Origin of the sequence: Pseudothioclava nitratireducens, assembly GCF_029210495.1 — a bacterium.
Taxonomy (GTDB): Bacteria; Pseudomonadota; Alphaproteobacteria; order Rhodobacterales; family Rhodobacteraceae; genus Pseudothioclava; species Pseudothioclava nitratireducens.
In genome coordinates this window covers 1-21,994 of sequence record NZ_JARGDK010000010.1, presented here as the reverse complement: position 1 = coordinate 21,994, position 21,994 = coordinate 1, and the positions used below count along the sequence as shown (strand labels likewise).

Here is a 21,994-nt window from a genome sequence, read left to right as displayed (position 1 = left end):
TTGGCGGGACAGAGCAAAAAATGCCAGAGATGGGGTGGATCGCAGTTCCGCCCCATCCACCGCAAGACCGCTTTTGAGGCTTAGGAGCCGAACTTGATGTCACGCCGAACGCCCGCAATCCGCCCTCCACGTCGCTACTCTGGCATCTCTCAAGGCAGAACCTTCACCTCACCGCGCCGCACCTCGTCGAGAATTGAGATCAGTTCTGGCGGTTCAAGGACCTCGACATCGTTGCCCCAGATGATCAGGTGCCAGGCCATCTCGACCCAACCGCTGGCCGTGAATTCCACGAGAAGGCTGCCATCGGCCATGTCGGTCAGAACCTGTGTTGGATGAAACACGAATTCGCGCGCTACTGGCGCCGCACGCGAAGTGAAGCGCCAACGCACGAGGCCGTGTTCCTCCTCGGAAAAGTATGAGCCGAAAGCGAAGGTGCTGTAAGTCTCGATGTCGAAATCAGGGTCTCGCGCGAAGAGCGTTGCGGTGCCTTGGATTTTGCTGATCCGATCCAAACGGTATTGCTTGTACTGCCGATCATCTGGCCCATCGCGGGCCACAAGGTAATGTCGCGTGCCGACAATCACACCATGCGGCTCGACAAGCTTGGTACGAGGTTCCGGATTGCGTGCACTGGTGTAGGTGATCTCGATCATGCTCGGATGGACCAGGGCGTTGAACAGCGCCTCGAGGTGGTGTTTCTGTATCCTCGTGGCAGGTCCAGGACGGCATGCGAAGCCGTTTGCAAGCATCATTATTTCCGAGCTGACTTCAGCTGACCTCGCATGCACCCGGGGGACAGATGCGACGAGGTGATCGCGGATGCTCTGCAATGCTGCCACCTCGTTTTCTGCGCCATCGCGCGCTGCACGCCGGATTGCCAGATCAAGCGCCGAAAGCTCCTTCTCATGAACGACGCGGTGGTCGATGAACGGAACCTGTGCCAGCTTCCAGTACCGCCGCCGTTCCTCATCTTCGGTGATCAGAACCTTGGGGCAGAGATCCTCCAGTTCGCGTACCATACGTCGAGCGGTCCGCTCGTTCACTGACAACTCGCTCATGATGTCTCGGAGGCTGACCCCGCGGTATCGCGCCTTGGCCATTTCAGCGATGCGCAGCAGTTCCCGTGCCTTGACGAACGACATTGCCTGCCTCCGTAGCGAAAATGCCCAAGCAGCATCGAGGGGGTAAGATTCTTACCTCCACGGTAAATTACCATGGCCTCGTGGTCGAGCCGAATCATCCAGACGGCCGCCCCCGGGCATCGCCCATCGTCTCAAAACACGGCCAAGATGCTGCTTTGCATGGAGTTCATTCGGCGTGGCAGCAACTCAACTGAAAGGATTTCTGCCAATGGGACTTCCACAACGCGCCTTCTACCCTGTGCACGAAACAGCCGCGCGCTGGGGCTGTACGGTCTCCGACATTGCGGGCTGGGCCGCGACGGGATCGCTCAAGATCATCACAGGCATACCGCCCGTGCTCTGCGGTGACGAACGTGTGGCCGGCATGATCAGCATCGATCCAGCTGATATCTTACCCATGTTCAGACGCTGCGGGACGGGCCCGCAGGAAGCCCATCTTCAACGCATCAGACGGATCGAAGAGGCTGACTGGCTGTATATCACGACGCCTGAAGAAGGCGTTCTGGTCTCGATCGGCGACATGATGATCCTCGGCCAGGATGTCCACAAATTCGAGATGACCAACGACCTCTTCGGCCGCGTCGCCGGGGGCGCTGGGCTGGGAGATAGCGGGGAGTACGATTGGGCGGGGATGAATGTCGAAATTACTCGCCGCGTTTTCGAGGAAGGCCTGCCGAAGTCGCAAGGCGAGTGGATCCGGGAGTTACAGGACTGGTTCTCGATGCAGTCTGAGGACGGAACCTTCCCCGACGAAAAATCGATCCGGCTGCGGCTGGCGCCAATCCTGAAGGCATTGAAATTCAAGCACCCGAAGCGATGAGCGGGCTGGCCTCAGAGTGTGTAACATCAGCCGGCTGGGGCTGGGCATTGTGCACGAGGCGGGGCTTTGGTTTGAACGCGCTTGCCACAGCACCCACACCGGCGCGCAGGGGCGAGTCCATCAGGTGTGCATAGCGCTGGGTTGTCTGCATCTGGCTGTGGCCCAGCAACTTGCCGATCATCTCCAGCGACGCGCCGCCGCTCACCAGCAGCGAGGCGAAGGTATGGCGCAAGTCGTGAATGCGCACGTCCTCAATCCCAACGTCCTTCTGGATGCGCGCCCAGAATCGGCGAATTTCCTGCACGGGCTGGCCCGGCGTGTCGCCCGGGAAAAGCCATGGCGATCCTTTGATAACAGCGATGCGCCGCTGGCGGACGATCGCCGCGGCCTCATCGGAAATCGGCACACGGTGCACACGGCGCTGCTTGGTCGTGCTGGCAGGCTTGGTCCAGCTCAGATGCTCGAGGTTGAAATCCTCAAAGCGGGCCTGCCGAACTTCACCCACGCGCGCGCCCGTCAACATGCACAGGCGGATGATCCCCGCAGCACGATCGTCCTGTGCCGCATCAAGCGCCATGGCAAGGCGTGAGATTTCCTCTTGCGACAGGTATCGTTCGCGCGGCGTCTCCATGCGGCGGCGGAACCCCATGGCAGGATTGTCCTCGCGCCACCCCCATTTGATGGCATAGGCGAACATCTTGCGGATCACCTCGCCGACACGGTTTGCGCGCACCGGCGTGGGCTTGGCCCCTTGCAGCTTGCGCGCGCGGTTGTTCGGCTTCTGCTTGGCGGGACGTGCGCGTCCTTCGGCAACCTTGGTCAGAAGCAACTCGACGTCATAGGCGGAAACCTCCGTGACCAGCATCCTGCCCCACGCGGGCCCGATGAACTTTTCCATCATGGATCGCTGGTCGGCAGCATTCAGAGCCGCGAGATGGGGCAAATGCACCTCGACGTAGCGCTCTATCAGGTCGGTAACGCGCGGCGCCTCGCGCAGAGCACCGCGCTTGGCCAGCGGGTCACCCCCTGCGTCGATCTCGCGGCGCAGTTCCTTGGCCCGTTCCCGCGCCGCCGTGACACTCCACTCAGGCCAACGCCCGAATGTCATGCGGCGCTGGCGCCCGGCGTAGCGATAATCGAGGGTGAAGGCGCGGCCGCCGCCCCGATAGATGCAGACGGCAAAGCCACGCACATCGGTGTCAAAAATCTGATAGTCGCGCCCCTCGGCGGGAATGGCCTCTCGTAGAACCTTTTCGGTCAGCTTCTGTCTGTTCACCATGCCAAATCCTTTCTCCTGGACCTGTCATCAGGCGTAGATCCAGACCCTCATCAAGCAGAGCATGGCGACCGGGGTGGAAGGCTGGAACAGGGTGGCATCGTGGAGACAGATTGCTTCCACCCCCAAGTTTTCTTGAAGATTTTGCCGCTACGTGACGTGCGATTGTCCCGCTGTCGAACATTGTCACACCCGCAGGCAGGACGTTTGAGCCTCCATGCGAGCCCCGGTCCGCGCTGGAAGCTGCGAATCTTCAATAATTACAGGGGGTGGAACGCGTTTTGCGGCGTTCCACCCCCGAATTGCACGCGAATGCCGGGATTTCAGGGGATTTGCCGCCGAGTGTCGCCGAAACCGGTCCGAGGGTGGCCTGCGAGGTGGCTTCAGCTTGAAGGACGGTGGCCGTGCGGCGCACGAAATCATCAATAAAATATGGGGGCGGAACGGGTTTCGCGGTTCCATTCCACCCCGTTCCTCCCTTCCACCCTCAAGCCTGTGCCTGAGTAGCCCTCGGAAATCGCCCGCATCGGGGCGCAAAACTGGAGGGACATCATGCAATCGCACGAAATCGGTGAAAGCATTGCAAGGCAGTCAGGCGGCTTGCTGGGAGGATGGATCAGCAGGACCGACCTCGCGCTACAACTCGGAGTGTCCGAGGACACCTTGCGTCGTTGGGACGTTCTGCGATCCGGCCCGCCATGTATCCGGGCGGGTCGCAAAGTCTTTTACCGCCGCGCCACCGTCCTGGAATGGCTCGAAGAGCAGGAAACTACAGCATCGCGGCGCAAGTGCCATGGGGGACGTCGATGAGCATTCCCCTGCCCTTCCGCAAGCCCAGCGCGCGCGACCGCGCCCGCCAGGACTGGATTCACGAGCGTCGTCGCGAGGCGCGCATCGTCGTCGCTGATGTGGTTCACCATTCCGACCATCTGTTGCGCTTGGCCTGCAATGTCCTGGTCCAGCATGGCGAGACGCCCGAGGAGCGCGAGGATGCCCGCATCCTGCTCGTTGTCCTCGACGCCAAGTCGCCCGGCCGTACGAAGCATCTCCGGTCAGACCGGGAGGGCCACCGATGAAGCGTCGCGGCACACCCGAGGCGGATCTGCAGCGCGCTGTCGTCACGGCGTTGCGTTTCGCGCTGCCCAAGGGCGCAATCATTCACCATTGCCCCAATGAAATCACCGAAACCGGACCGCGCGGAGCCAAGCGGCAGGCGATCCTCGTCGGCATGGGCGTCCATCCCGGCTTTGCCGATCTGATAGTGCTCTGCGCCGGGCGCGTCCTCTTCCTTGAACTAAAATCCCTCAAGGGTCGGCTGAGCCAAGCGCAGGAGGCGTTTCGTGATGCGGTGACCGCGCAGGGCTATGGCTGGGCGCTGGTACGATCACTGGACGATGCGCTGGGCGCCTTGTCAGATCATGGCTTCACTACGCGCGTAACGCCTCAGGTCAGGAGGCCAGCGCCATGAGCCATGCCGCCACCAACTGGGCCATCCAGCAGCGCGGGTTGAAGCCCACGACCAAGATCGTGCTTTGGCATCTTTGCGATCGGTTCAATCCGGATTTCGGCTGTTTCCCCTCCCAGGAGCAGCTGGCCGAGGACTGCGAGATCAGCCGATCCACGCTGAACGAGCATCTGGCCCTGCTCGAGACGGCGGGCCTGATCCGCCGCGTGCAGCGCCTCAATCCTGGCAACAAGCGACAGATGCCGACCCGCTACATCTTGGCCTTAGAGCCGGCCTTTGCCCAAGATCGGCCAGCCCCGTGTCCGGAAACCGGACATGGCGGTGACGCGCAAGACGACCTGCCCTTCGCGGCCCCCGAAAACGCTGCCGAAATTGCCAGATCGCCGGTGGATAGCCAGTCCCCGCGTCCGAAATCCGGACGCGGAGCCGTGTCCGTTTTTCACCCCGAGCCGTGTCCGGAAAATGCCCCGAGCCGTGTCCGAAATCCGGACAGTAAACTTGTAAGAGAACCAGTAAGTAAACCAGTAAAGGAGGAGGAGGGCGCGCAGGCGCGTGACGGCCTTGATGAGGCGTTTTTCGGCTCGTTGCTATCGGCGTTGGGCTTTGACCCTGACGGCCCCCTGCCCGGCTGGTGGCAAGGCTGGCCGCCGCGTGAACATGTTCGGCGCTGGCAGACCGACCTCTGGCTGAGCAAGGCTGAAATCCTCGAGGCGGCAGAGGCGTCGCGGCGGGAACACCCCGAGCCCCCCGATGGGCCCAAGGCGCTGGACCGTATCATGCAGCGCGCTGCCCAGCGCAAGGCGGATGAGGCGTCACGAAAACGGCGCAAGCCGAAGACGGCAGCGCCGCAGGGACCCCGACCAATCACGGATCTGCCAGTCTTCTATGCCGAGATGGTGAACTCCGATCGCTACGTTCCCGTAAGTGCAATCTCGAATTCCATGCGCGACGCCATGCTTGCGCGTGGGCTGGTGACGGCGGAGCGCCTCCGCGAGCGGGGGATTCGATGAAACACGATCGCAATTTGCAGGCACGCGCCGGGCGTGTCGCGCCGGGCCGACCGAAGCGGTCCATGTCGGTTCAGCAAGCGCTGGAGTGGGCATTCCGCGTTGAGCATGCCCAGCTTGAACTGCCCGAGCCGCCCGACCCCGAGCGCGAGCAAGGGTTTGGCTTCGGCCTCGAATACGTCCTCCTGCAGCGCGCCATCCTTGGCTGTAAGATCGACGGCGGCCATTACAAGATCGGCAGCTACACCCATGAAGACGCCGAGGTCATCGCGGCCACCGTCGCTGGGATGCCCGACAGTCTGGGCGGCAAGCGTATGGCTATCCGGGTTGCCGAGCTCGCCCGCGCTGGGCTGACGCCGGACTGGATGCCTGGTGTGGCGCCGCGCTGTGTGCCGGTTGAGACGAAGCGGAACCAGCATGGAGAGCGGGCTACCACCGTGGTGGTCGGGACCGATCGTGTTTTGTCGCGCGGTAAGTGGCGCACAGTAGAGGTGCTCGCGTGCCCAGTGACGTTCTCGCCCCATCCGCAGCAGATTGAGGCTGCACGGCGGGCATATGACGACTGGTGGCGGGCGCTAGAATGGGTGGGGGAAGGACTTCAAGCTGGGGGAATGTTGCGGGAAATTGATGTGACAAACACGGCACCGAAGAGGTATCCATGGGTACGCATGTGCGGACCATGACATGGGCCGGGTTCTTCACATTCGTTGCGAGGGTTCCATCTTGGTGCTAGCGTGGATGAAAGCAAAAAATTAAACAATGCAATCAAGGCTAAGACATGAAAATCTCGGAGGAACGTCGTGATGCCGTCGAGCGTGTCATTCGTGATCGCTTTTTAGGCAAAGTTCAACGCGTCGAAATGGAAACGTCGGTTGGTGAGAGCGGCGAAGAAGTACTGCTAATTCGTGTACACTTTGGCAGGGATACAACGGCGCGTGATTTTTCTGGCAAGTTCTTTGGCCTGACCGGACGCGTTAAGACTGTATTGGGCGAAGAGCTTGAGGGTGTATTTCCTGTAATTCGCCCGATGGAAGCGCATGCCTGATACCACGCTCTCAAAGGGGTTAATCGCGTCGGCGAAAACCCTTTGTCCTTCGAATGGGGTGAGAAAGCCAAGACAAGCAGACCTGCGCCGTGCCGTGAGCGCGGCCTATTATGCGGTTTTTCATGGGCTGGCGCGGACCTGTGCTGACGCCTTGGTTGGCAAGACGAAAGCAAAAAGACCGAACAAAGCTTGGGTCGAGGTTTACCGAGGCCTTGATCATGGGACTGCGAAAAATGCATGCAATGCGGCAGCAAACATTGCGTTTCCTCAAGGGATCAAGGATTTTTCTGATGCCTTCAAGCAGCTGCAGGCAGCCCGGCATGCCGCGGACTATGATCCGATGATCCGACTCAGTAAAATTGAAGCTCTGAGTTTCATCACACTGGCTGAGGATAGCATCAGTGCGCTCGCTGGGGCTGGCCGCAACGACAAAATTGCATTTGCGACTTGGGTATTAATCACGTCCAAGGGGGCGAATGAAGCGCGCGCTCGTGCACGCGCCGCCAATCCACGCCAAGTCTAAATTTCCTGCTTATTGGGAATTCAGCGTGTCGACCTTGAAATTCGGACGACTCTGATGTCCAGTTGCGAGCAACACTCGGAAAGCAGGAGCGCTGAGATGAAGAATGCTGTAAATGCCATGCTGGTCGCCAGCATCAGTCTACTATCGGCATGCGGCGGAACGATGCAAGGCGCTGTCCGTGGATCTGGCCAACCAGTTCAGTTCTCCTACGAACAAGGCATGTCGAGCGATATGCTCACTGCCGTGATCGACGGCGAAACTTTCAATGGCAAAGCGGTGATGCGTGGGGCAAGTACCACTATCGGAACCGGGTTCGGCACAGCCACGGCGGGCGGCACCACAGCCTTTGGGACGACTACCATTGTAGGGTCGAGTTACACGGGCGATTTTGTGGCAGTGTTGTTGGGCTCCAAGGGTTCGACCCTATCCTGCCAACTTCAATATGCTGACTCGAGCGGCTTTACCACAGCCGGCGGCGTAGGAGTGTGCCAGCACAGTGACGGTCGCGTTATAGACATTGTTTGGTGAGACTTAGGACCACAGCCCCCCCCGGCATGGTTCCTCCCCGGCCCTACACATATACGGGGGGGCGCAGCGCGCAAGTTTTCTAGCCTCTGGCCTTTACACCGGGGAATCCACTTGCAAGCCACCCCATCTGCGTCAGCCAGAATACCTACGTAATTACAATGTGTTGCGCAGCACGGATTACCTCGAAAGTGGATTTTACCGTTTTTGTCAAGAATCCACCTTGCCAAAACCAGCGTCGAGGAACCCACCTAATCCAGCGCACCATTTGCAGCCTCATTCGCCCGAGCAACCGCCAAATCAGACCAGCGCGTGGTGTAGCGCGGCGAAAGCATATCTTGCTTCATTGCCCAGAGCCGTCCCCTCGATTTCGGGGCAAGACCGAACGCTATCGCACCACGCCCGTGACGCTGATTGATGGCGTCCACGGCCTGCATGAGATCATCGCTGTAGCGTATTCGTTGGTCGAACAATCCAGCTCGCCGATCCCCCGGCTCCGCAAGATCCAACAAAAGCACGCCCGCCTTGCGATAGGCGAACCCTGGTCTCCAGATTTTGTCGAAGGCTTGCCCAGCAGCTTTCACGATATCGCGGGCGTCAGCGGTGGGGACCAGAAATCGGATGGTCGCAGCCGAGCTGTACGGCGGCGCCTTGGTGTCGAAGCGGTCGGTCGAAACAAAGACCTGCAGTGCCCCCGCCACCTGATTTCCGACGCGGACCTTTTCTGCCGCGCGTTCCGCGAACGATAGCAACGCAGAATAAACCTCCTCGCGCTGAGAGACTGCCTTACCAAAGCTTCGGGAGCAGCAGGTTGTCTGTTTCGGGGCCGGCTCAGTTTCCAGATCATGGCAAGCTATGCCCCGCAACTCGTGAACGGTGCGCAGACCCACGATTCCCATACGCTGACGCACCCATCCATCCTGCGCGCGGCTCAAATCAAACGCTGTCGCAATGCCCCGGTCTGCCAACATGGAAGACCACCGGCGACCAATGCCCCAGACATCCCCAACAGGTGTTTTGCGCAACGCGGGCTCAATCCAGTCAGGATGATGCACAAGGTCCAGCACACCCCCTGCACGGGGTGACCCCTTGGCAAGTTTGTTCGCGATCTTGGCCAGCGTCTTGGTCGGACCGATCCCGATCGAAACGGGAATCCCTGTCCAGAGCCTGACCTTTCGTCGCAGGTCGGCGCACCACGCTGAGAGATCAGGGACGGCGAGCCTGTGCAAATCCAGGAAGCATTCATCGATGCTGTAGATTTCCACACGCGGTGCCTCCTGTGCCAGAAGGCTCATCACCCTTTCGGACAGATCTCCATAAAGCGCATAGTTCGACGAACGCACAACAACGTCGTGGTCACTGATTATCCCCCTGATCTTGAAGAGCGGCGCCCCCATCGGGATACCAAGCGCCTTTGCTTCCTGCGAGCGCGCAATCACACAGCCATCATTATTCGAGAGGACGACCAAGGGACGCTGAGCCAGACCCGGCTGGAACACCCGCTCGCAAGAGGCATAAAAGTTGTTGCAATCCACCAAGCCAAAAGTCGGCATGGTTTCACCGCTGGCAATGGCGGCGGACGCTGTTGGTCACCACGCCCCAGATCTCGCAACCATTTTCATCGACGGGGATGTCTGGGAACGCCGCATTCGCGGCAGCAAGGCGCCAGGTATTTCCACGCGTGCGAGCCAAACGTTTGACCGTCAGGTCGCCCTGGACCACAGCGATCACAACATCCCCGTCCTGAGGCGCAAGCGAGCGATCGATAACCAAAAGGTCGCCATCAAAGATCCCGGCATCGCGCATGGATTCACCACTCGCGCGCACGAAGAAGGTCGCAGCGGGCCGCCGGATCAAATGCTGATTGAGGTCGAGTTTGCCCTCGATATGATCCTCGGCCGGGCTCGGAAACCCGGCCGGGACACGGCTGCTGAATACTGGCAGCAAACAAACGGAAGGATCGTCAGCGGGTGTTTGCATGGTGAGAATTCAGAACAAGGGCAGGACAGAAACATAAGGTGAACAAATGCTGGGGATTCGTCAATCCGTGCAGACCTCATTTTGAATTTGACAAAGCTGCCCCCCTTGACGTACCCCTAGATCATCGAAGAATTGCGCCCGGAGGATGCCCTCGCGGGCGTTTCGTTTTCCTGACATCGCGGATCCCAAGTCTTGGCGCCCCCCTAGGCGGCCACAGGACATTCCGCGCGCCTGTGCGAGCCCTGCCCTATGGATCTCCCATTCATGCCGAGCCAGATCGAACTCTGGCCGATCGAACGCTTGCGGCCCTATGCCCGCAATGCGCGCCTGCATAGCGACAACCAGGTGGCCGTACTGGCGGCCAATATGCTCAAGTTCGGCTGGACCATGCCGTGCCTGATCTCCGACGATGGCGAGCTCATCGCCGGGCATGGGCGCATCATGGCCGCGACCCAGCTTGGCCTAAGCAAGATCCCGGTACTGCGCCTGTCGCATCTTGATGAGGACCATCGCCGAGCGCTGCGTTTGTCGGACAACAGCGTCGCGGATATGGCGGAGTGGGACGAACTCAATTTGGGTCTGGAAGTGATCGACCTGCAGGCGCTGGGCTTTGATACTGACCTGCTGGGCTTCTCAGACGAGTTCCTCGAGGGGTTGCTGAACGCGGCACAAGGTGACGATGACGCGAACAACGGGTCGATAGAGGGCGAGGACGACATCCCCGAGCCCCCGGTGACACCGGTCTCGGTGGCGGGTGACCTCTGGCAGCTGGGTTCGCATCGGTTGATCTGTGGAGATAGTACCAGCGGAGATGTCGTTGGGCGACTTCTTGGCGGTGTGAAGCCGCTCCTGATGGTGACTGACCCGCCCTATGGCGTGGACTACGATCCGTCCTGGCGCAACCAGGCGGGTGCCGCAAAGACCAAACGTACCGGTAAGGTGCTGAACGACGACCGCGCAGATTGGCGCGAGGCCTGGTCGCTCTTCCCCGGCGATGTTGCTTATATCTGGCACGGTGCGCTGCATGCCGCGACCGTGGCCGAAAGTCTGATCGCCGCGGGTTTCGGCATCCGCTCCCAGATCATCTGGGCCAAGGACCGGCTGGTGCTCAGCCGCGGAGATTATCACTGGCAGCACGAACCCTGCTGGTATGCGGTGCGTGCCAAGGGCAAGGGCCACTGGGCCGGCGATCGCAAGCAGACCACGCTCTGGCAGATCGCCAACCGCGATCAGGATGCAGCCACGGTGCACGGGACTCAGAAACCCGTCGAATGTATGCGCCGCCCCATCCTCAACAACTCAAGCCCCGGCCAGGCGGTCTATGAGCCCTTCATGGGATCCGGGACCACACTCATCGCGGCCGAGACGACCGGTAGGATCTGCCTCGGCGTTGAACTGAACCCAGTCTATGTCGACGTCGCAATCGAGCGCTGGCAAGCCTTCACCGGCGAAGAGGCTGTTCTGGCGGATAGCGGCGAGACATTCTCGGCGCTCAAGTCGCAGCGGTTGGCCGCGTGACCCAATCCCGACGGCTCTCGCTGGTCGAGGCGATCACCAATGTCGCCGTGGGCTATCTGCTGGCGTTGATCACGCAGATCGTGGTGTTCCCATGGTTCGGCATTCACCCCAGCCTTGGCGAGAACCTTGCCATTGGCTCAATCTTCACCGGGATCTCGCTCGTGCGCAGCTATGCGCTGCGCAGGCTGTTCGAGCGGCTGCGGTGAGGGCGAGGTATCAAGCAGCCTCAAGTTTGTAGACGGTTCCTCTGCCAGCGACCTTCTGCGCGGTAATCGGCAGACCAAGCTTCTTCTTCAGCCCGCCCGAGATCAGACCTCGGGCACTGTGGGGCAACCAGCCCGTCGCTTCGACGATCTCGGTGATGGACGCCCCCTCGGGTCGCTGCAAGAGCGCGATGATCTGCGCCTGTTTGGTGCCAGCACGGATGGCAACTGGCTGCGGCGTGTCGGCATCGGGTGATGTTTCGGCGGGCTCCTTTGCCGTCGAGGCTAGGTCCAGCTTCGCCTTTCGCAGATTGGTCATGGTCGTCGCGACGACGGGCTCGATGCCAATCACGGCAAGGCCAGCTTCGGTCGCGATCAGCGTGGTGCCGTGACCATCGCCGGTCTCGCGCCAGCGCGGATCGCCACGACGCAGATTGGCCTCGACCTCTTCGAGCCAGCCGCGCTCGATCATCTTGGCGACCGCCATCTTGGCCGCAGCGCCTGCCAGCCCCTCAGGCAGCGGCATGGCGAGATTGTCGGGGCGCGTGGCAGCGCGGCTGAGAATGATGGACTGCGTATCGGTGAGTTTGGGCATCTTGGCCTCTTATTGTGATGGGGATGTCGGGGATGGGTCAGTCGCTGTCGGCCATCGCGGCCTCGACAGCGAAGTGCTGGACCCAACCCGTCAGGTAAGGCAGCCCTGCGGGGATGCCCTCGGAGCGTTCTGTGGCACGATCGATGCGCCAACCCTGCCAACGGCGTATCGCGGAGACGATTGCGGCCTCGAGCCCGATGTTGCAGCCCGTCATGTTGCCGACCACATCGTCGGCGAAATGCCGACCGATCCGGCTGTCGAGAAAGTCGCGGATGCCGATCATCTCATCTTCGCTGTCGGCCCCAATGGCCTCGGCAATCATGCGCGAGGCCAGAGCCCAGACCTCTGCGCTGCGGCGGTCGCGCTCTGGGCAGACGGTCAGGGTGCGGAAGAAGCCGTAATCCTCGTTGCGGCTGGGCAGGCAGGGATGCGTGATCATGGTCGGGATCCTCGTGATGGGGGCTGGCAGGGCGCTGGGCCCCGCCCGTTAAGGCTCAGGCGGCGCTGAGTGCTTCGAGCGTCGCGATGTGGCTCCGCAGCGCCGCGGCCTCTTCGAGCGCCGCGTCGGCCCAGAAGGCGGCGCGGGCGTTGCAAGCGGCTGCGAGGCGCTCGGCATCTTCCTTCGTGAAGCGGTTGACCTTGTGGGCGCTGCCGTGACCCGTGCAGGTGGCGCGATGCTTCCCGCCCTCGGGCGTTAGTTCGAATTTGAGGGGGCCGAAGTCGTCGATGACGATCCAGTTGTGCGAGGCGATCGTGGCGCAGGCGCTGGGCGCGAGGCGGGCTTCGATCTCTTCCACGGCGGCGCGGAAGTTGGCGATCAGGGCGGCGGTCGGGTTGGTCATGGCGTGGGCCTTTCAGGTGAGTTGCATCGTTTTGGTGCGATGACCATCGCTCTGAAGCGCCAGATGTCGTAGAGAAATAGTAGCAATTTCATTGCTTTATGATCACTCGGCAGAGGTCGTCGCATCGACCCATGCCCCGTCCTGCCAGACATAGAGATGGGACAGCTCGCAGGTCGGACACGGCAGGATGCGGGGCGCGCGGGGCGGATCGAAGCAGTCCAGCGCCTCGGCAGTGACCTGTCGGATTTCGCGGGCGGCGAGGATGTCCTCGGTATTCCATGCAGCCAGCGCGGGCAGCATGTGGGACGGGTAACCGTCGAAGTGGACGTAGACGTGGGCCCATTCCTCGGGCCCGATCTGAATGGCGATCTGCGCGCGGGTGCTCATCGTCGCGCCCTCAGATCAGCTTGAGGCTCGCCAGCAGGGTGCTGGCGGCAGCGAGCTGCGTGGTCGGCAGCTCAATCTTGATGTGCGAGATCACGTCGGAGGCTTCGGCGGTGATCCCCGCATCGCGCAGCTCAGTCTCGATGACCTCGGCGACGGCGTCCGGGCGCGAGCAGTCGAGATGCTCCGGCAGCGCGGCGTGGTCGATGCGGATGGTGGTGATGGCAGTCATGGGGATGTCCTTTCAGACTTGGGTGTTGGCTGGGCCTGCGCGGCGTCCGGCTTCAAAGGCTTCCTCGAGCGCGGCGCGGATGGCCCAGACGGCGACATCGTGGAAATCCAGCCGGTCCCAGTTCTGGGTCTCCAGCGTCTCGATGCGGAACTGGCGCTGGGCGATCTCAAGGAGCTGGGCGTCGCGCTGGGCAGTTGGGTTGGTGGTTTTGCGGCGGGTCATGTTGGTATCCGATCCTTGTGTGCGGGGTGCGATGCACCCGCCTTCTGAGACCATGAATCGCTCGATCCGGGAGTGTAATCAACTGAACAATCGGCACTTTTCTGTTTAATTTCAATGTATTGAGGATCATCTCAGCGCCATGGAAGGTATGTCCGAGCGTGCCTATGCCGAAGCTTCCGGCCTCTCTCGGGGCGCGGTGCAAAAAGCGCGAAAGAACGGTCGGCTGGTGCTCTTTGCCGACGGGTCGATCAACGCCGAAGCATCTGATGCGCGTCGGGGCGCGATGACTGATCCAGACCAGCAGATGCGATCGCGGGGCAGCGTCGGCGAAGGTGCCGTCTCCGGTCCCGGCGACAGTACTTCCTATCTGAAAGCCCGGACTGCGCTGACGGTGTACCAGGCGCAAGAACGCCAACTGGCCATCCAGAAAAAGAAGGGCGTGCTGGTCGACCGTGCGCGCGCCGAGACGCTGGTGTTCCGCCTCGCGCGCCAGGAGCGCGACACTTGGGTCACCTGGCCCACCCGCGTCGCGGCCCTCATGGCCGCGCAATTATCCGCAGAGATGGAGAAGGCATCGGGGGTGCCCGTGACGATCGAGACTGCGATCCTGCAGAGGGTGCTGGAAACCCATGTCCGAGAGCAGCTCGACGCCCTCGCAGACCTCCGGGTCTCGATTGCATGAAGGAGACAATGAACACAGCCTGACCGACAACGATCTGACCGAGGAGCTCGATCTCGCCTTTGACGGCGCCGAGGATATCCTGCGCGCTTGGCGCCGAGGCATGCGGCCTGACCCGGACCTGACAGTGTCCGAATGGGCCGACAGGCATCGTTGGCTGTCGTCGCGGGCGGCAGCAGAACCCGGTCGGTATCGCACGGCTCGCGCGCCTTATCTGCGCGAGATCATGGATGCGCTGTCGCCAAAGCACCCGGCGCAGCGGATTTCGTTCATGAAAGCCGCGCAGGTCGGGGCCACGGAAGCGGGCAACAACTGGATCGGTTTCGTGATCCATCACGCGCCGGGCCCGATGCTGGCGGTGCTGCCTACTGTGGAGATGGCCAAGCGGACCTCTCGGGGGCGGATCGATCCGCTGATTGAAGACAGCCCAGCGCTGAAGGAACGCGTGCAGCCGGCGCGCTCTCGCGATGCTGGCAATTCGATGCTGTCGAAGGAGTTTCCCGGCGGCATTCTGGTGCTGACGGGAGCGAATTCGGCGACGGGCCTCCGCTCGATGCCAGCGCGCTATGTGTTTCTGGATGAGGTCGATGCTTATCCAGCCTCGGCCGACGAAGAAGGCGATCCGGTCACGTTGGCCGAGGCGCGCACCACGACCTTCGCGCATCGGCGCAAGGTCTTCATGGTCTCGACACCAACGATCCGCGGGCTCTCTCGGATCGAGCGCGAGTACGAGGCCAGCGACCAGCGGCGGTATTTCGTGCCCTGCCCGCATTGTGGCCATAGGCAATGGCTGCAGTTTGAACGGCTGCGCTGGGACAAGGGCCGGCCGGAAACCGCGGCCTATGCCTGCGAGGGCTGCGAGCGCCCGATCGCCGAGCACCACAAAACGCAAATGCTGGCGAATGGGGAATGGCGGGCGACGGCAACCTCGACCGATCCGTCAGCGATCGGCTTCCACTTGTCAGCCCTCTATTCGCCGATCGGCTGGAAAAGCTGGGAGCAGATCGCGCGGGACTGGCTGGCGGCCCAGGGCTCGGACGAGATGCTGCGCGCAGCGCGCAACACGCTTCTGGGCGAGACCTGGGTTGAAAGCGGCGATGCGCCGGAATGGCAGCGATTGGCGGACCGACGTGAGGTGTTTGCCGCTCAGGTGCCCATGGGCGGGTTGTTCCTGACTGCCGGTGCTGACGTCCAGAAGGATCGCATCGAGGTCGATGTCTGGGCTTGGGGCCGCGGCCTCGAAAGCTGGCTCATCGATCACATCGTGCTTCCGGGCGGGCCGGATGACCCGGCGTGCTGGGAGAGGCTGACCGCCATTCTTAGCCAGACTTGGGCGCATGAGAACGGCGCGTTCATGACGCTGGCGAAGCTTGCCATCGACACGGGCTACGAGTCCGCGGCGGTCTATGCCTGGTCCCGAAAGCAGGGCACCGCTCAGGTGGCGCCTGTAAAGGGGCTCGAGGGATTCAACCGGGCCACGCCAGTGTCGGGCCCGACCTTCGTCGACGCGACGGTGAACGGACGGAAGCTCAAACGTGGGGCACGGCTCTGGACGGTGGCCACGGCCACCTTCAAGGCCGAGACCTATCGCTATCTGCGCCTTGAGCGACCGTCCGATGAAGATCGCGAGCTGGGCGTGCCAAATCCCGCGGGCATGATCCACCTGCCCGACTGGACAGACAGCGAATGGCTGAAGCAGCTCGTGGCAGAACAACTGGTCACCATCCGCGACCGGCGCGGTTACGCCCGCCAGGAATGGCAGAAGATGCGCGAGCGGAACGAGGCGCTGGACACACGGGTCTATGCGCGGGCCGCCGCTTGGATCCTCGGCGCCGACCGCTTTGACGAACGGATGTGGCGTCAGTTGGAGAACCAGGCGGGCGTGGAAACGGCTGTCCCAGCACAGGGTGCCGAGCCCGAGAAATCGATCGAGCCGCAAGCGGGGCGGATTGCAACGCCCCGGCGGCGCGGCTGGAAGATCAGCACACCCAAATACATGGAGTGATCAAAAGCCGGAGAACACCATGTCGAGCGCCCCACGGATTTCGTAATCTGAGGCTGATAGATCAACGACAGGCCCGCCCTTGAGCAACGCGGACGGAACCGCGGCCATTTCAGCGGTGTGAAGCACATAAGCGGTACCATCGATATCCAACACCGGCTCAAGCCGACCGATGGCTTTAGGACCTGAAGCCAAGGGTATGAGCGGAGCAACCACGCGCGTGCCGGTCTCGATCAAATCCGTCTGCAGGTCGAGCACGAGACGATCGCCAGGCACCCGATAAACATGAAACTGCGCCATCAGCCGATCTTCAATACCTGAAGATCCGCCAGAGGCGTTCCATTGGCTTCGATCCAGGTTCGGCGCTCTGCGATGGCTGTCGCGTTCTCTTGTGCCCAAGCTTTCGCCTTTGCCAAGCGGACCGCTTCGGCAACTGCGGCGTCGCTAATGGCTGATACATTGAGACCCAACTCTCGAGCGGCCGCCAAGTTGGCGGCCGTGAGGGTGACGTTGGTACGCTGCTTTTCTGTGGTGGCGTGCTGCATTGGAACCTCCTGACGCATACGAAATATACACACTCAAAGTGTGCAAAACAAGAGCACTCCATGACCCTCGACGAGCTGAAACTCCGCCACAGCGCGCTGCTATCCGCGCGCTACAGCGGCACGCGGTCGGTCAGCTATGACGGCAAGACCGTGAACTACGGCACGGATGCCGAACTCGCCGCTGCGATCGGTGATGTCGAACGTCGCATTGCCAAACTTGAGCGCGGCGCTGGGCGTGTGCTCCGCCCCTTCGCCGTGAAGGATCTGTGATGAACTGGCGGCAGCGCCTAGGCGCCTTCATCGGTGGGTTTGATGCCGGTCAGCATCATCGGCGCCTGCGCGGGTTCCAGGCCACGCGCGCGCATGTGAATGCGCTGATCGCAGCAGCAGGCCCCGACATCACCGCCCGTGCGCGCTGGCTCGTGCGCAACAATGGCTATGCCGTGAATGCGGTCGAAAGCTGGGCGGCCAATACGGTCGGCGACGGAATCAAGCCGATCTCGAAGCTCACCGATGCCGCAAGGAAAGAAGAGCTGCAGCGGCTCTGGCTCGCCTGGACGGATGAGGCCGATGCCGAGGGGCTAACGGATTTCTACGGGCTGCAGCGCCGCGCCGCGCGGGAGGTGTTCTTAGCCGGTGAGGTCTTCGTTCGTATCCGGCCGCGGCGAGTGGAGGACGGCCTCACGGTTCCGCTCCAACTGCAGATGCTGCCCTCGGAAATGCTGCCACTGCATGAAACAGGCGTGGCGCGCAACGGCAACGCCATCCGCCAGGGGATCGAGTTCGACCGGATCGGGCGGCGCGTCGCCTATCACTTCTTCCGCCGTCACCCGGGCGACAGCACAGATCCGGGGCTCTCGGGAGAAATCGTGCGCGTTCCCGCCTCGGAGGTCATCCATGTGATCGACCCAGTCGAGGGCGGGCAGCTGCGCGGCGTCTCGAAACTGGCGCCCGCCATCGTGAAGCTGTTCCTGCTCGACCAATATGACGATGCCGAGCTCGACCGCAAAAAGGTCGCCGCGATGTACGCAATGTTCGTGACCTCCCCTGCCCCCGAGAACCCGCTCGCGCCCTTGGACGATGAAGAAATGCCCTCTGGCGTCGAGATCAGTCCGGGCCAGATCGTCCGGCTGGATCCTGGCGAGGATGTGACCGTGGGCCAGCCGGCTGACAGCGGAGCGACCTATGAGCCGTTCCAGTATAGGACGCTGCTGCAGATCTCGGCCGCGCTCGGGATCCCCTATCCGTATCTCGCCAATGACATGGTGAAGGGAAACTTCTCGAACTCACGCCTGGCGCTGATCGAGTTCCGTCGGCGGGTTTCAGCATGGCAGCACTCAGTGATGGTCTATCAGCTTTGCCGCCCGGTCTATGCACGGTGGCTCGATCTTGCGGTGCTCTCCGGCGCGCTGGCCTTGCCCGGCTATGAGGCCGAGCGCCCACGCATGCTTGCCGCCGACTGGCTCCCCACGAAATGGGATTGGGTCGATCCCTTGAAGGACGCCAATGCAGAGATCGCGCAGATCGAGGCAGGGCTCAAATCCCGCACCCAGGCCATCGCCGAGCGCGGCTATGACGCGGAGCAGGTCGATCGTGAGATTGCCGCAGAGCGGGACCGCGAGCGTGCGCTGGGCCTTGATTTCCGCCGGCCAGGATCGCCCGCGCAGGGCGTGCAGACGGTTCCGCTCGAAGACGAGGTGAGCGAGCCAATCGATGACGCTGATGACGCGGAAGACCGCCCGCTCCCTGACGAGGACCAACCCTGATGCTCCATGCCCGTATTGCCGCGCGCGCTTTCAACACGCCGCTGCTGGTCGAACCGTCCAAGGCCATGGCGTTTCTATCTGGCCTCGGGCCGCGCATCCTGGGACGGCAGGTTGAACTGGCTGATGGCGTCGACGCAGAAGATGGCGCTCCCAGCCTTACCGCCCGCGCCGGTATACTCGCCGGAAACCTTACCGAACGACTTCAGCAACATGGCAATGCGCCCTACCCGATCGTGGACGGCATCGCCGTGATCGAGATTTCTGGCGTTCTTATTCATCGCGGGAGCTGGATCGGTCAGTCCTCGGGCCAGACCAGTTACGAGGGGATCGCCGCTCAGATCGAAGCGGCGGCCAGTGATCCGGCGGTGCGCGGCATTGCCTTGGAAATCGATAGTTTCGGAGGCGAAGTGGCCGGCGTTTTCGACCTCGCCGATCGCATTCGGGCAATCCGGGGCAGCAAGCCCGTCTGGGCCTTTGTCGCAGAGCATGCGTTCTCGGCCGGCTATGCGCTGGCTTCCCAGGCCGACCGAATTCTGCTGCCGCGCACTGGCGCCGTGGGCAGTATCGGGGTTGTCGTCATACATGCCGATCTCAGTGGTCAGCTGGATGAGGATGGGGTGCGGGTCACGCTTATTCATTCCGGCATGCACAAGGTCGATGGCAATCCCTATGAGCCGCTGCCCGAGAACGTGCGCAACGAAATCCAGCGCGAGATCGATGTGCTGCGGTTCCTCTTTTCTGAGACTGTTGCTGCAGGCCGCGCTGGGCGACTGAGCCAGGAGGCAACACTGGCGACAGAGGCTGCGACCTATCGCGGGACGGATGCCGTGATCGCTGGCTTGGCCGATGAGGTGATCGACCTCACCCGTGGCTTTGCCCGATTCCGCGAGAGCCTGTCCGTCCCATCACCTACCGCGCGGCTGCCCCACGCCGCTCATACCAAACCAATGGAGGTCGCCATGAACGCCCATCGAGACACTGCTGAGGAAACTCCTGAAACCACTAACACGGAAGACACGGCGATGGAGAGCACTGCTGAGAGTTCGGATGCCCTGGATGATGCCGGTGGCGTGCAGGAAGAAGACCCCGCGCCCGTCGCAGCTGCGGCGCCTTTGCCCGCCCCGGCGGCCGCGCAACCCAGCAATCTGGCGGAACTCTCAGTTCAGCTTCGCGAGGCAGCGGCGGAGATCGCCGAGATCGCGGCGCAGGCAGGCCGCCTCGGGATCACCATCGATGCCGCGAAGGCGCTGCGCGACGGCACGGCCCCGGAAGCCCTCCGCAAACTGGTCCTTCAGCGCGCCGCTGCAGCAGCTGACGCGCGCGACATCGTTGCCGCGCCACCCTCCCCGGTTCTCCCCAAGTCCTTGGAAAGCCCGATTGTGGCGGCCGCGAAGAAGGCTGCCTCGGCGGGCAGCAGGGGCTGAACTGCTCTCCCAGAAATCTGCACCGCCCACCTGATCCCCCGCCGTTCCTCCCCGGCGGGGGATTTCTTTTTGACACCCAATCTTCAGGAGATTGCCCATGTCCGTGCTGACCCAACCGCCCACCATGGGCGATGTCCTCAAATACGAGCTGAACCCCAACTTTACCCGCGAGACCGTCACGCTGCTGGCCGGCGCCAGCTACCCTGTCGGCGCTGTGCTGGGCCGCATCACCGCCAGCGGCAAGTACAAGCTCGCCACCTCGGGTGGCACCGATGGCGCCCAGACGGCTGCTGCCGTCCTGCTCTACGCAACCGACGCCAGCGCGGCGGACGCGGAGGCGGTCGTGGTCGTGCGCGGCCCCGCCATCGTCTCAAAAGCCACGCTCGTGTTCGACGCCAGCGTCGATGACGCTGCAAAGACGGCCGCCAAGCATGCCCAGCTGACAGCGCTCGGCATCATCCCGCGCGACGCCGCCTGAACTGACTGATCGTAACCTGATCCCGAACACGCAGCTACGCAGCCCCCTCTTTCTCTGGAGTTTCCCCATGACCATCACCCGCAACCCGTTTGACGCGGGCGGCTACTCGCTCGCCGAGATGACGCAGGCGATTAACATCCTGCCCAACCTCTACACCCGCCTCGGCCAGATCGGCCTCTTCCGTTTTGAAGGCGTCACACAGCGCTCGATCGTGATCGAACAGCGCCAAGGCGTCTTGAGCCTGCTGCCGTCCGTGCCGCTGGGCGCGCCTGCCACTGTCGGCACCCGCGAGCAGCGCTCGATGCGAAGCTTCGCCCTGCCCTGGATCCCGCATGACGATGTGATCCTGCCAGCCGACATTCAGGGCATGCCCGCGCTGGGCCTGTCGGACGCAGCCGATCCGCTCGTAGAGGTGATGAACCGCAAGCTCACACTGATGCGCCGCAAGCATGCGCAGACCCGCGAATACATGGAGATGAATGCGCTCCGCGGCATCGTGAAGGATGGCGCAGGCACGACGCTCTACAATTACTTCACTGAATTCGGCCTCGAGCAGATCTCGGTCGACTTCGTCTTCGGCACGGCTGGCACCAATGTCCAGGGCAAGGTCCGCACCGTGCTGCGTGGGATCGAGGACAGCCTTCTGGGCGAGACCATGACCACCGCGCATGCGCTGGTAAGCTCGGAGTTCTTCGACAAGCTGATCAGCCACCCCAAGACCGAAGAGGCCTATAAGTTCTTCTCCGCCACGGGCGGCCAGCCGCTCCGCGAGGACATGCGCCGCGCCTTCCCCTTCGCGGGCATCCTGTTCGAGGAATACAACGGCTCGGTCACCCTCTCGAACGGCACCTCAGAGCGGCTGATCCCCGCGGGCGAGGGCATCGCCTTCCCGCTTGGCACCTTCGACACCTTCACCACCTATGGCGGGCCAGCGAACCTTCTCGAAACGGCCAACACCGTCGGCCTGCCGCTTTACGCGCGGCAGATGATGGACGCCAAAGGCCGCTGGATCGATCTCATGACCGAGGCCTCAATCCTGCCGGTGAACAAGCGCCCACGTCTTGCGATCCGGTTGCACAGCTCGAACTGAGGCCGCTGAGACATGACGGCCTTTGCCGTGGCCCTCGATCTGCTCTTCGCTGATCCGAACCTCGCCCACGAGGCCTGGCATCGTGACAGCGAAGGGCAGTTCACCCGCATCCGCATCATCATGCGTCGCAATGATGATGTGACCACGTTCGGAGCGGCGCGGCTCCTGTCGGACACCACCCGGATCGATGTGCGGGTGGCGGATATCCCGGCCCCTCGGCCGCAAGAACAG

At 62.3% G+C, this 21,994-nt stretch carries 30 protein-coding genes; 19 read left to right on the top strand and 11 right to left on the bottom strand.

What is annotated here, in order from left to right:
- Window positions 1–149: 149 nt before the first annotated feature.
- Entirely contained in the window at window positions 150–1,142 is a 993-nt protein-coding gene (locus tag P0X85_RS11820) for a helix-turn-helix transcriptional regulator (RefSeq protein ID WP_275813413.1), read from the bottom strand.
- A 208-nt stretch (window positions 1,143–1,350) separates the two neighbouring features.
- On the opposite strand from P0X85_RS11820, the gene P0X85_RS11815 reads away from it, so the two are divergent.
- A complete protein-coding gene (locus tag P0X85_RS11815; RefSeq protein ID WP_275813410.1) occupies window positions 1,351–1,962 on the top strand; it encodes a hypothetical protein in 612 nt (203 codons plus the stop codon).
- Here P0X85_RS11815 and P0X85_RS11810 read toward each other — a convergent pair.
- Entirely contained in the window at window positions 1,943–3,241 is a 1,299-nt protein-coding gene (locus P0X85_RS11810; RefSeq protein ID WP_275813407.1) for a tyrosine-type recombinase/integrase, read from the bottom strand. The genes P0X85_RS11815 and P0X85_RS11810 overlap by 20 nt on opposite strands.
- Window positions 3,242–4,044: 803 nt before the next feature.
- On the opposite strand from P0X85_RS11810, the gene P0X85_RS11800 reads away from it, so the two are divergent.
- The 7 genes from P0X85_RS11800 to P0X85_RS11770 all read left to right on the top strand — a co-directional run bounded on the left by P0X85_RS11800 (window position 4,045) and on the right by P0X85_RS11770 (window position 7,806).
- On the top strand, window positions 4,045–4,314 hold the full coding sequence (locus P0X85_RS11800) for a hypothetical protein (RefSeq protein WP_275813401.1): 270 nt from the start codon (window positions 4,045–4,047) through the stop codon (window positions 4,312–4,314).
- Window positions 4,311–4,706, top strand: a complete 396-nt coding sequence (locus P0X85_RS11795; protein ID WP_275813399.1) for a VRR-NUC domain-containing protein — start codon at window positions 4,311–4,313, stop codon at window positions 4,704–4,706. Before P0X85_RS11800 ends, P0X85_RS11795 begins: the two co-directional genes overlap by 4 nt.
- Window positions 4,703–5,713 carry a helix-turn-helix domain-containing protein gene (locus P0X85_RS11790; protein ID WP_275813396.1) on the top strand — a complete coding sequence of 337 codons (1,011 nt, stop codon included), beginning with the start codon at window positions 4,703–4,705 and terminating at the stop codon, window positions 5,711–5,713. Before P0X85_RS11795 ends, P0X85_RS11790 begins: the two co-directional genes overlap by 4 nt.
- Window positions 5,710–6,393: a hypothetical protein gene (locus tag P0X85_RS11785; protein ID WP_275813393.1), complete on the top strand. Its 684-nt coding sequence runs from the start codon at window positions 5,710–5,712 to the stop codon at window positions 6,391–6,393. Before P0X85_RS11790 ends, P0X85_RS11785 begins: the two co-directional genes overlap by 4 nt.
- A 95-nt stretch (window positions 6,394–6,488) precedes the next feature.
- Window positions 6,489–6,755, top strand: a complete 267-nt coding sequence (locus tag P0X85_RS11780; RefSeq protein WP_275813390.1) for a hypothetical protein — start codon at window positions 6,489–6,491, stop codon at window positions 6,753–6,755.
- Window positions 6,748–7,278: a hypothetical protein gene (locus tag P0X85_RS11775; RefSeq protein ID WP_275813387.1), complete on the top strand. Its 531-nt coding sequence runs from the start codon at window positions 6,748–6,750 to the stop codon at window positions 7,276–7,278. Before P0X85_RS11780 ends, P0X85_RS11775 begins: the two co-directional genes overlap by 8 nt.
- 96 nt (window positions 7,279–7,374) lie before the next feature.
- Window positions 7,375–7,806, top strand: a complete 432-nt coding sequence (locus P0X85_RS11770; protein ID WP_275813384.1) for a hypothetical protein — start codon at window positions 7,375–7,377, stop codon at window positions 7,804–7,806.
- Between the two features lie 248 nt (window positions 7,807–8,054).
- On the opposite strand, the gene P0X85_RS11765 is transcribed toward P0X85_RS11770, so the two are convergent.
- Window positions 8,055–9,356, bottom strand: coding sequence for a Y-family DNA polymerase (locus tag P0X85_RS11765; RefSeq protein ID WP_275813382.1), 1,302 nt, complete (start codon window positions 9,354–9,356; stop codon window positions 8,055–8,057).
- On the opposite strand from P0X85_RS11765, the gene P0X85_RS15195 reads away from it, so the two are divergent.
- From P0X85_RS15195 to P0X85_RS11750, 3 genes are all read left to right on the top strand, one after another.
- Entirely contained in the window at window positions 9,325–9,825 is a 501-nt protein-coding gene (locus P0X85_RS15195; RefSeq protein WP_476748544.1) for a hypothetical protein, read from the top strand. The two genes, P0X85_RS11765 and P0X85_RS15195, sit on opposite strands and share 32 nt — an antisense overlap.
- 207 nt (window positions 9,826–10,032) lie before the next feature.
- A complete protein-coding gene (locus P0X85_RS11755) occupies window positions 10,033–11,301 on the top strand; it encodes a site-specific DNA-methyltransferase (RefSeq protein WP_275813376.1) in 1,269 nt (422 codons plus the stop codon).
- Window positions 11,298–11,507 carry a DUF7220 family protein gene (locus P0X85_RS11750; protein ID WP_275813373.1) on the top strand — a complete coding sequence of 70 codons (210 nt, stop codon included), beginning with the start codon at window positions 11,298–11,300 and terminating at the stop codon, window positions 11,505–11,507. Before P0X85_RS11755 ends, P0X85_RS11750 begins: the two co-directional genes overlap by 4 nt.
- Window positions 11,508–11,517: 10 nt before the next feature.
- Here P0X85_RS11750 and P0X85_RS11745 read toward each other — a convergent pair whose 3' ends face one another.
- The 6 genes from P0X85_RS11745 to P0X85_RS11720 all read right to left on the bottom strand — a co-directional run bounded on the left by P0X85_RS11745 (window position 11,518) and on the right by P0X85_RS11720 (window position 13,779).
- A complete protein-coding gene (locus tag P0X85_RS11745; protein ID WP_275813370.1) occupies window positions 11,518–12,099 on the bottom strand; it encodes a DUF3489 domain-containing protein in 582 nt (193 codons plus the stop codon).
- A 37-nt stretch (window positions 12,100–12,136) separates the two neighbouring features.
- Complete coding sequence (locus tag P0X85_RS11740; RefSeq protein ID WP_275813367.1) at window positions 12,137–12,538, bottom strand: hypothetical protein; 402 nt, start codon at window positions 12,536–12,538, stop codon at window positions 12,137–12,139.
- Window positions 12,539–12,593: 55 nt separating this feature from the next.
- Entirely contained in the window at window positions 12,594–12,941 is a 348-nt protein-coding gene (locus P0X85_RS11735; RefSeq protein WP_275813364.1) for a hypothetical protein, read from the bottom strand.
- 102 nt (window positions 12,942–13,043) lie between these two features.
- Window positions 13,044–13,328 (bottom strand): hypothetical protein, encoded by a 285-nt coding sequence (locus P0X85_RS11730; RefSeq protein WP_275813361.1) that lies wholly within the window; start codon window positions 13,326–13,328, stop codon window positions 13,044–13,046.
- 10 nt (window positions 13,329–13,338) lie between these two features.
- Window positions 13,339–13,557 (bottom strand): hypothetical protein, encoded by a 219-nt coding sequence (locus tag P0X85_RS11725; RefSeq protein ID WP_275813358.1) that lies wholly within the window; start codon window positions 13,555–13,557, stop codon window positions 13,339–13,341.
- Between the two features lie 12 nt (window positions 13,558–13,569).
- A complete protein-coding gene (locus tag P0X85_RS11720; RefSeq protein WP_116904225.1) occupies window positions 13,570–13,779 on the bottom strand; it encodes a DUF6900 domain-containing protein in 210 nt (69 codons plus the stop codon).
- Between the two features lie 139 nt (window positions 13,780–13,918).
- On the opposite strand from P0X85_RS11720, the gene P0X85_RS11715 reads away from it, so the two are divergent.
- Window positions 13,919–14,461, top strand: a complete 543-nt coding sequence (locus P0X85_RS11715) for a hypothetical protein (protein WP_275813354.1) — start codon at window positions 13,919–13,921, stop codon at window positions 14,459–14,461.
- On the top strand, window positions 14,409–16,463 hold the full coding sequence (locus tag P0X85_RS11710; RefSeq protein ID WP_275813352.1) for a phage terminase large subunit family protein: 2,055 nt from the start codon (window positions 14,409–14,411) through the stop codon (window positions 16,461–16,463). The genes P0X85_RS11715 and P0X85_RS11710 overlap by 53 nt, the downstream gene beginning before the upstream one ends.
- On the opposite strand, the gene P0X85_RS11705 is transcribed toward P0X85_RS11710, so the two are convergent.
- Together P0X85_RS11705 and P0X85_RS11700 are read right to left on the bottom strand one after the other, a co-directional pair.
- The gene (locus P0X85_RS11705) at window positions 16,464–16,760 is read right to left on the bottom strand and encodes a CcdB family protein (RefSeq protein WP_275813350.1); all 297 of its coding nucleotides are present in this window, start codon (window positions 16,758–16,760) and stop codon (window positions 16,464–16,466) included. It abuts the gene before it with no gap.
- Window positions 16,760–17,005: a type II toxin-antitoxin system CcdA family antitoxin gene (locus tag P0X85_RS11700; RefSeq protein WP_275813347.1), complete on the bottom strand. Its 246-nt coding sequence runs from the start codon at window positions 17,003–17,005 to the stop codon at window positions 16,760–16,762. Before P0X85_RS11700 ends, P0X85_RS11705 begins: the two co-directional genes overlap by 1 nt.
- A 60-nt stretch (window positions 17,006–17,065) precedes the next feature.
- Here P0X85_RS11700 and P0X85_RS11695 point away from each other — a divergent pair, with 60 nt between their 5' ends.
- The 6 genes from P0X85_RS11695 to P0X85_RS11670 all read left to right on the top strand — a co-directional run.
- On the top strand, window positions 17,066–17,275 hold the full coding sequence (locus P0X85_RS11695; protein ID WP_275813344.1) for a phage head-tail joining protein: 210 nt from the start codon (window positions 17,066–17,068) through the stop codon (window positions 17,273–17,275).
- On the top strand, window positions 17,275–18,771 hold the full coding sequence (locus P0X85_RS11690; protein ID WP_275813341.1) for a phage portal protein: 1,497 nt from the start codon (window positions 17,275–17,277) through the stop codon (window positions 18,769–18,771). The genes P0X85_RS11695 and P0X85_RS11690 overlap by 1 nt, the downstream gene beginning before the upstream one ends.
- A complete protein-coding gene (locus P0X85_RS11685) occupies window positions 18,771–20,195 on the top strand; it encodes a S49 family peptidase (protein ID WP_275813338.1) in 1,425 nt (474 codons plus the stop codon). The genes P0X85_RS11690 and P0X85_RS11685 overlap by 1 nt, the downstream gene beginning before the upstream one ends.
- Window positions 20,196–20,292: 97 nt before the next feature.
- Window positions 20,293–20,673: a head decoration protein gene (locus tag P0X85_RS11680; RefSeq protein WP_275813335.1), complete on the top strand. Its 381-nt coding sequence runs from the start codon at window positions 20,293–20,295 to the stop codon at window positions 20,671–20,673.
- Between the two features lie 67 nt (window positions 20,674–20,740).
- Window positions 20,741–21,763 carry a major capsid protein gene (locus tag P0X85_RS11675; RefSeq protein WP_275813332.1) on the top strand — a complete coding sequence of 341 codons (1,023 nt, stop codon included), beginning with the start codon at window positions 20,741–20,743 and terminating at the stop codon, window positions 21,761–21,763.
- Window positions 21,764–21,775: 12 nt separating this feature from the next.
- On the top strand, window positions 21,776–21,994 hold a 219-nt coding region (locus P0X85_RS11670; protein ID WP_275813329.1), incomplete at its 3' end, for a head-tail joining protein.

What these genes read in the sequence shown, in the direction of transcription:
- P0X85_RS11820 (WP_275813413.1), bottom strand. Translation starts at nt 1,142, where the DNA reads ATGTCGTTCGTCAAGGCACGGGAACTGCTGCGCATCGCTGAAATGGCC.
- P0X85_RS11815 (WP_275813410.1), top strand. Translation starts at nt 1,351, where the DNA reads ATGGGACTTCCACAACGCGCCTTCTACCCTGTGCACGAAACAGCCGCG.
- P0X85_RS11810 (WP_275813407.1), bottom strand. Translation starts at nt 3,241, where the DNA reads ATGGTGAACAGACAGAAGCTGACCGAAAAGGTTCTACGAGAGGCCATT.
- P0X85_RS11800 (WP_275813401.1), top strand. Translation starts at nt 4,045, where the DNA reads ATGAGCATTCCCCTGCCCTTCCGCAAGCCCAGCGCGCGCGACCGCGCC.
- P0X85_RS11795 (WP_275813399.1), top strand. Translation starts at nt 4,311, where the DNA reads ATGAAGCGTCGCGGCACACCCGAGGCGGATCTGCAGCGCGCTGTCGTC.
- P0X85_RS11790 (WP_275813396.1), top strand. Translation starts at nt 4,703, where the DNA reads ATGAGCCATGCCGCCACCAACTGGGCCATCCAGCAGCGCGGGTTGAAG.
- P0X85_RS11785 (WP_275813393.1), top strand. Translation starts at nt 5,710, where the DNA reads ATGAAACACGATCGCAATTTGCAGGCACGCGCCGGGCGTGTCGCGCCG.
- P0X85_RS11780 (WP_275813390.1), top strand. Translation starts at nt 6,489, where the DNA reads ATGAAAATCTCGGAGGAACGTCGTGATGCCGTCGAGCGTGTCATTCGT.
- P0X85_RS11775 (WP_275813387.1), top strand. Translation starts at nt 6,748, where the DNA reads ATGCCTGATACCACGCTCTCAAAGGGGTTAATCGCGTCGGCGAAAACC.
- P0X85_RS11770 (WP_275813384.1), top strand. Translation starts at nt 7,375, where the DNA reads ATGAAGAATGCTGTAAATGCCATGCTGGTCGCCAGCATCAGTCTACTA.
- P0X85_RS11765 (WP_275813382.1), bottom strand. Translation starts at nt 9,356, where the DNA reads ATGCCGACTTTTGGCTTGGTGGATTGCAACAACTTTTATGCCTCTTGC.
- P0X85_RS11755 (WP_275813376.1), top strand. Translation starts at nt 10,033, where the DNA reads ATGGATCTCCCATTCATGCCGAGCCAGATCGAACTCTGGCCGATCGAA.
- P0X85_RS11745 (WP_275813370.1), bottom strand. Translation starts at nt 12,099, where the DNA reads ATGCCCAAACTCACCGATACGCAGTCCATCATTCTCAGCCGCGCTGCC.
- P0X85_RS11740 (WP_275813367.1), bottom strand. Translation starts at nt 12,538, where the DNA reads ATGATCACGCATCCCTGCCTGCCCAGCCGCAACGAGGATTACGGCTTC.
- P0X85_RS11735 (WP_275813364.1), bottom strand. Translation starts at nt 12,941, where the DNA reads ATGACCAACCCGACCGCCGCCCTGATCGCCAACTTCCGCGCCGCCGTG.
- P0X85_RS11730 (WP_275813361.1), bottom strand. Translation starts at nt 13,328, where the DNA reads ATGAGCACCCGCGCGCAGATCGCCATTCAGATCGGGCCCGAGGAATGG.
- P0X85_RS11725 (WP_275813358.1), bottom strand. Translation starts at nt 13,557, where the DNA reads ATGACTGCCATCACCACCATCCGCATCGACCACGCCGCGCTGCCGGAG.
- P0X85_RS11720 (WP_116904225.1), bottom strand. Translation starts at nt 13,779, where the DNA reads ATGACCCGCCGCAAAACCACCAACCCAACTGCCCAGCGCGACGCCCAG.
- P0X85_RS11715 (WP_275813354.1), top strand. Translation starts at nt 13,919, where the DNA reads ATGGAAGGTATGTCCGAGCGTGCCTATGCCGAAGCTTCCGGCCTCTCT.
- P0X85_RS11710 (WP_275813352.1), top strand. Translation starts at nt 14,409, where the DNA reads ATGTCCGAGAGCAGCTCGACGCCCTCGCAGACCTCCGGGTCTCGATTG.
- P0X85_RS11705 (WP_275813350.1), bottom strand. Translation starts at nt 16,760, where the DNA reads ATGGCGCAGTTTCATGTTTATCGGGTGCCTGGCGATCGTCTCGTGCTC.
- P0X85_RS11700 (WP_275813347.1), bottom strand. Translation starts at nt 17,005, where the DNA reads ATGCAGCACGCCACCACAGAAAAGCAGCGTACCAACGTCACCCTCACG.
- P0X85_RS11695 (WP_275813344.1), top strand. Translation starts at nt 17,066, where the DNA reads ATGACCCTCGACGAGCTGAAACTCCGCCACAGCGCGCTGCTATCCGCG.
- P0X85_RS11690 (WP_275813341.1), top strand. Translation starts at nt 17,275, where the DNA reads ATGAACTGGCGGCAGCGCCTAGGCGCCTTCATCGGTGGGTTTGATGCC.
- P0X85_RS11685 (WP_275813338.1), top strand. Translation starts at nt 18,771, where the DNA reads ATGCTCCATGCCCGTATTGCCGCGCGCGCTTTCAACACGCCGCTGCTG.
- P0X85_RS11680 (WP_275813335.1), top strand. Translation starts at nt 20,293, where the DNA reads ATGTCCGTGCTGACCCAACCGCCCACCATGGGCGATGTCCTCAAATAC.
- P0X85_RS11675 (WP_275813332.1), top strand. Translation starts at nt 20,741, where the DNA reads ATGACCATCACCCGCAACCCGTTTGACGCGGGCGGCTACTCGCTCGCC.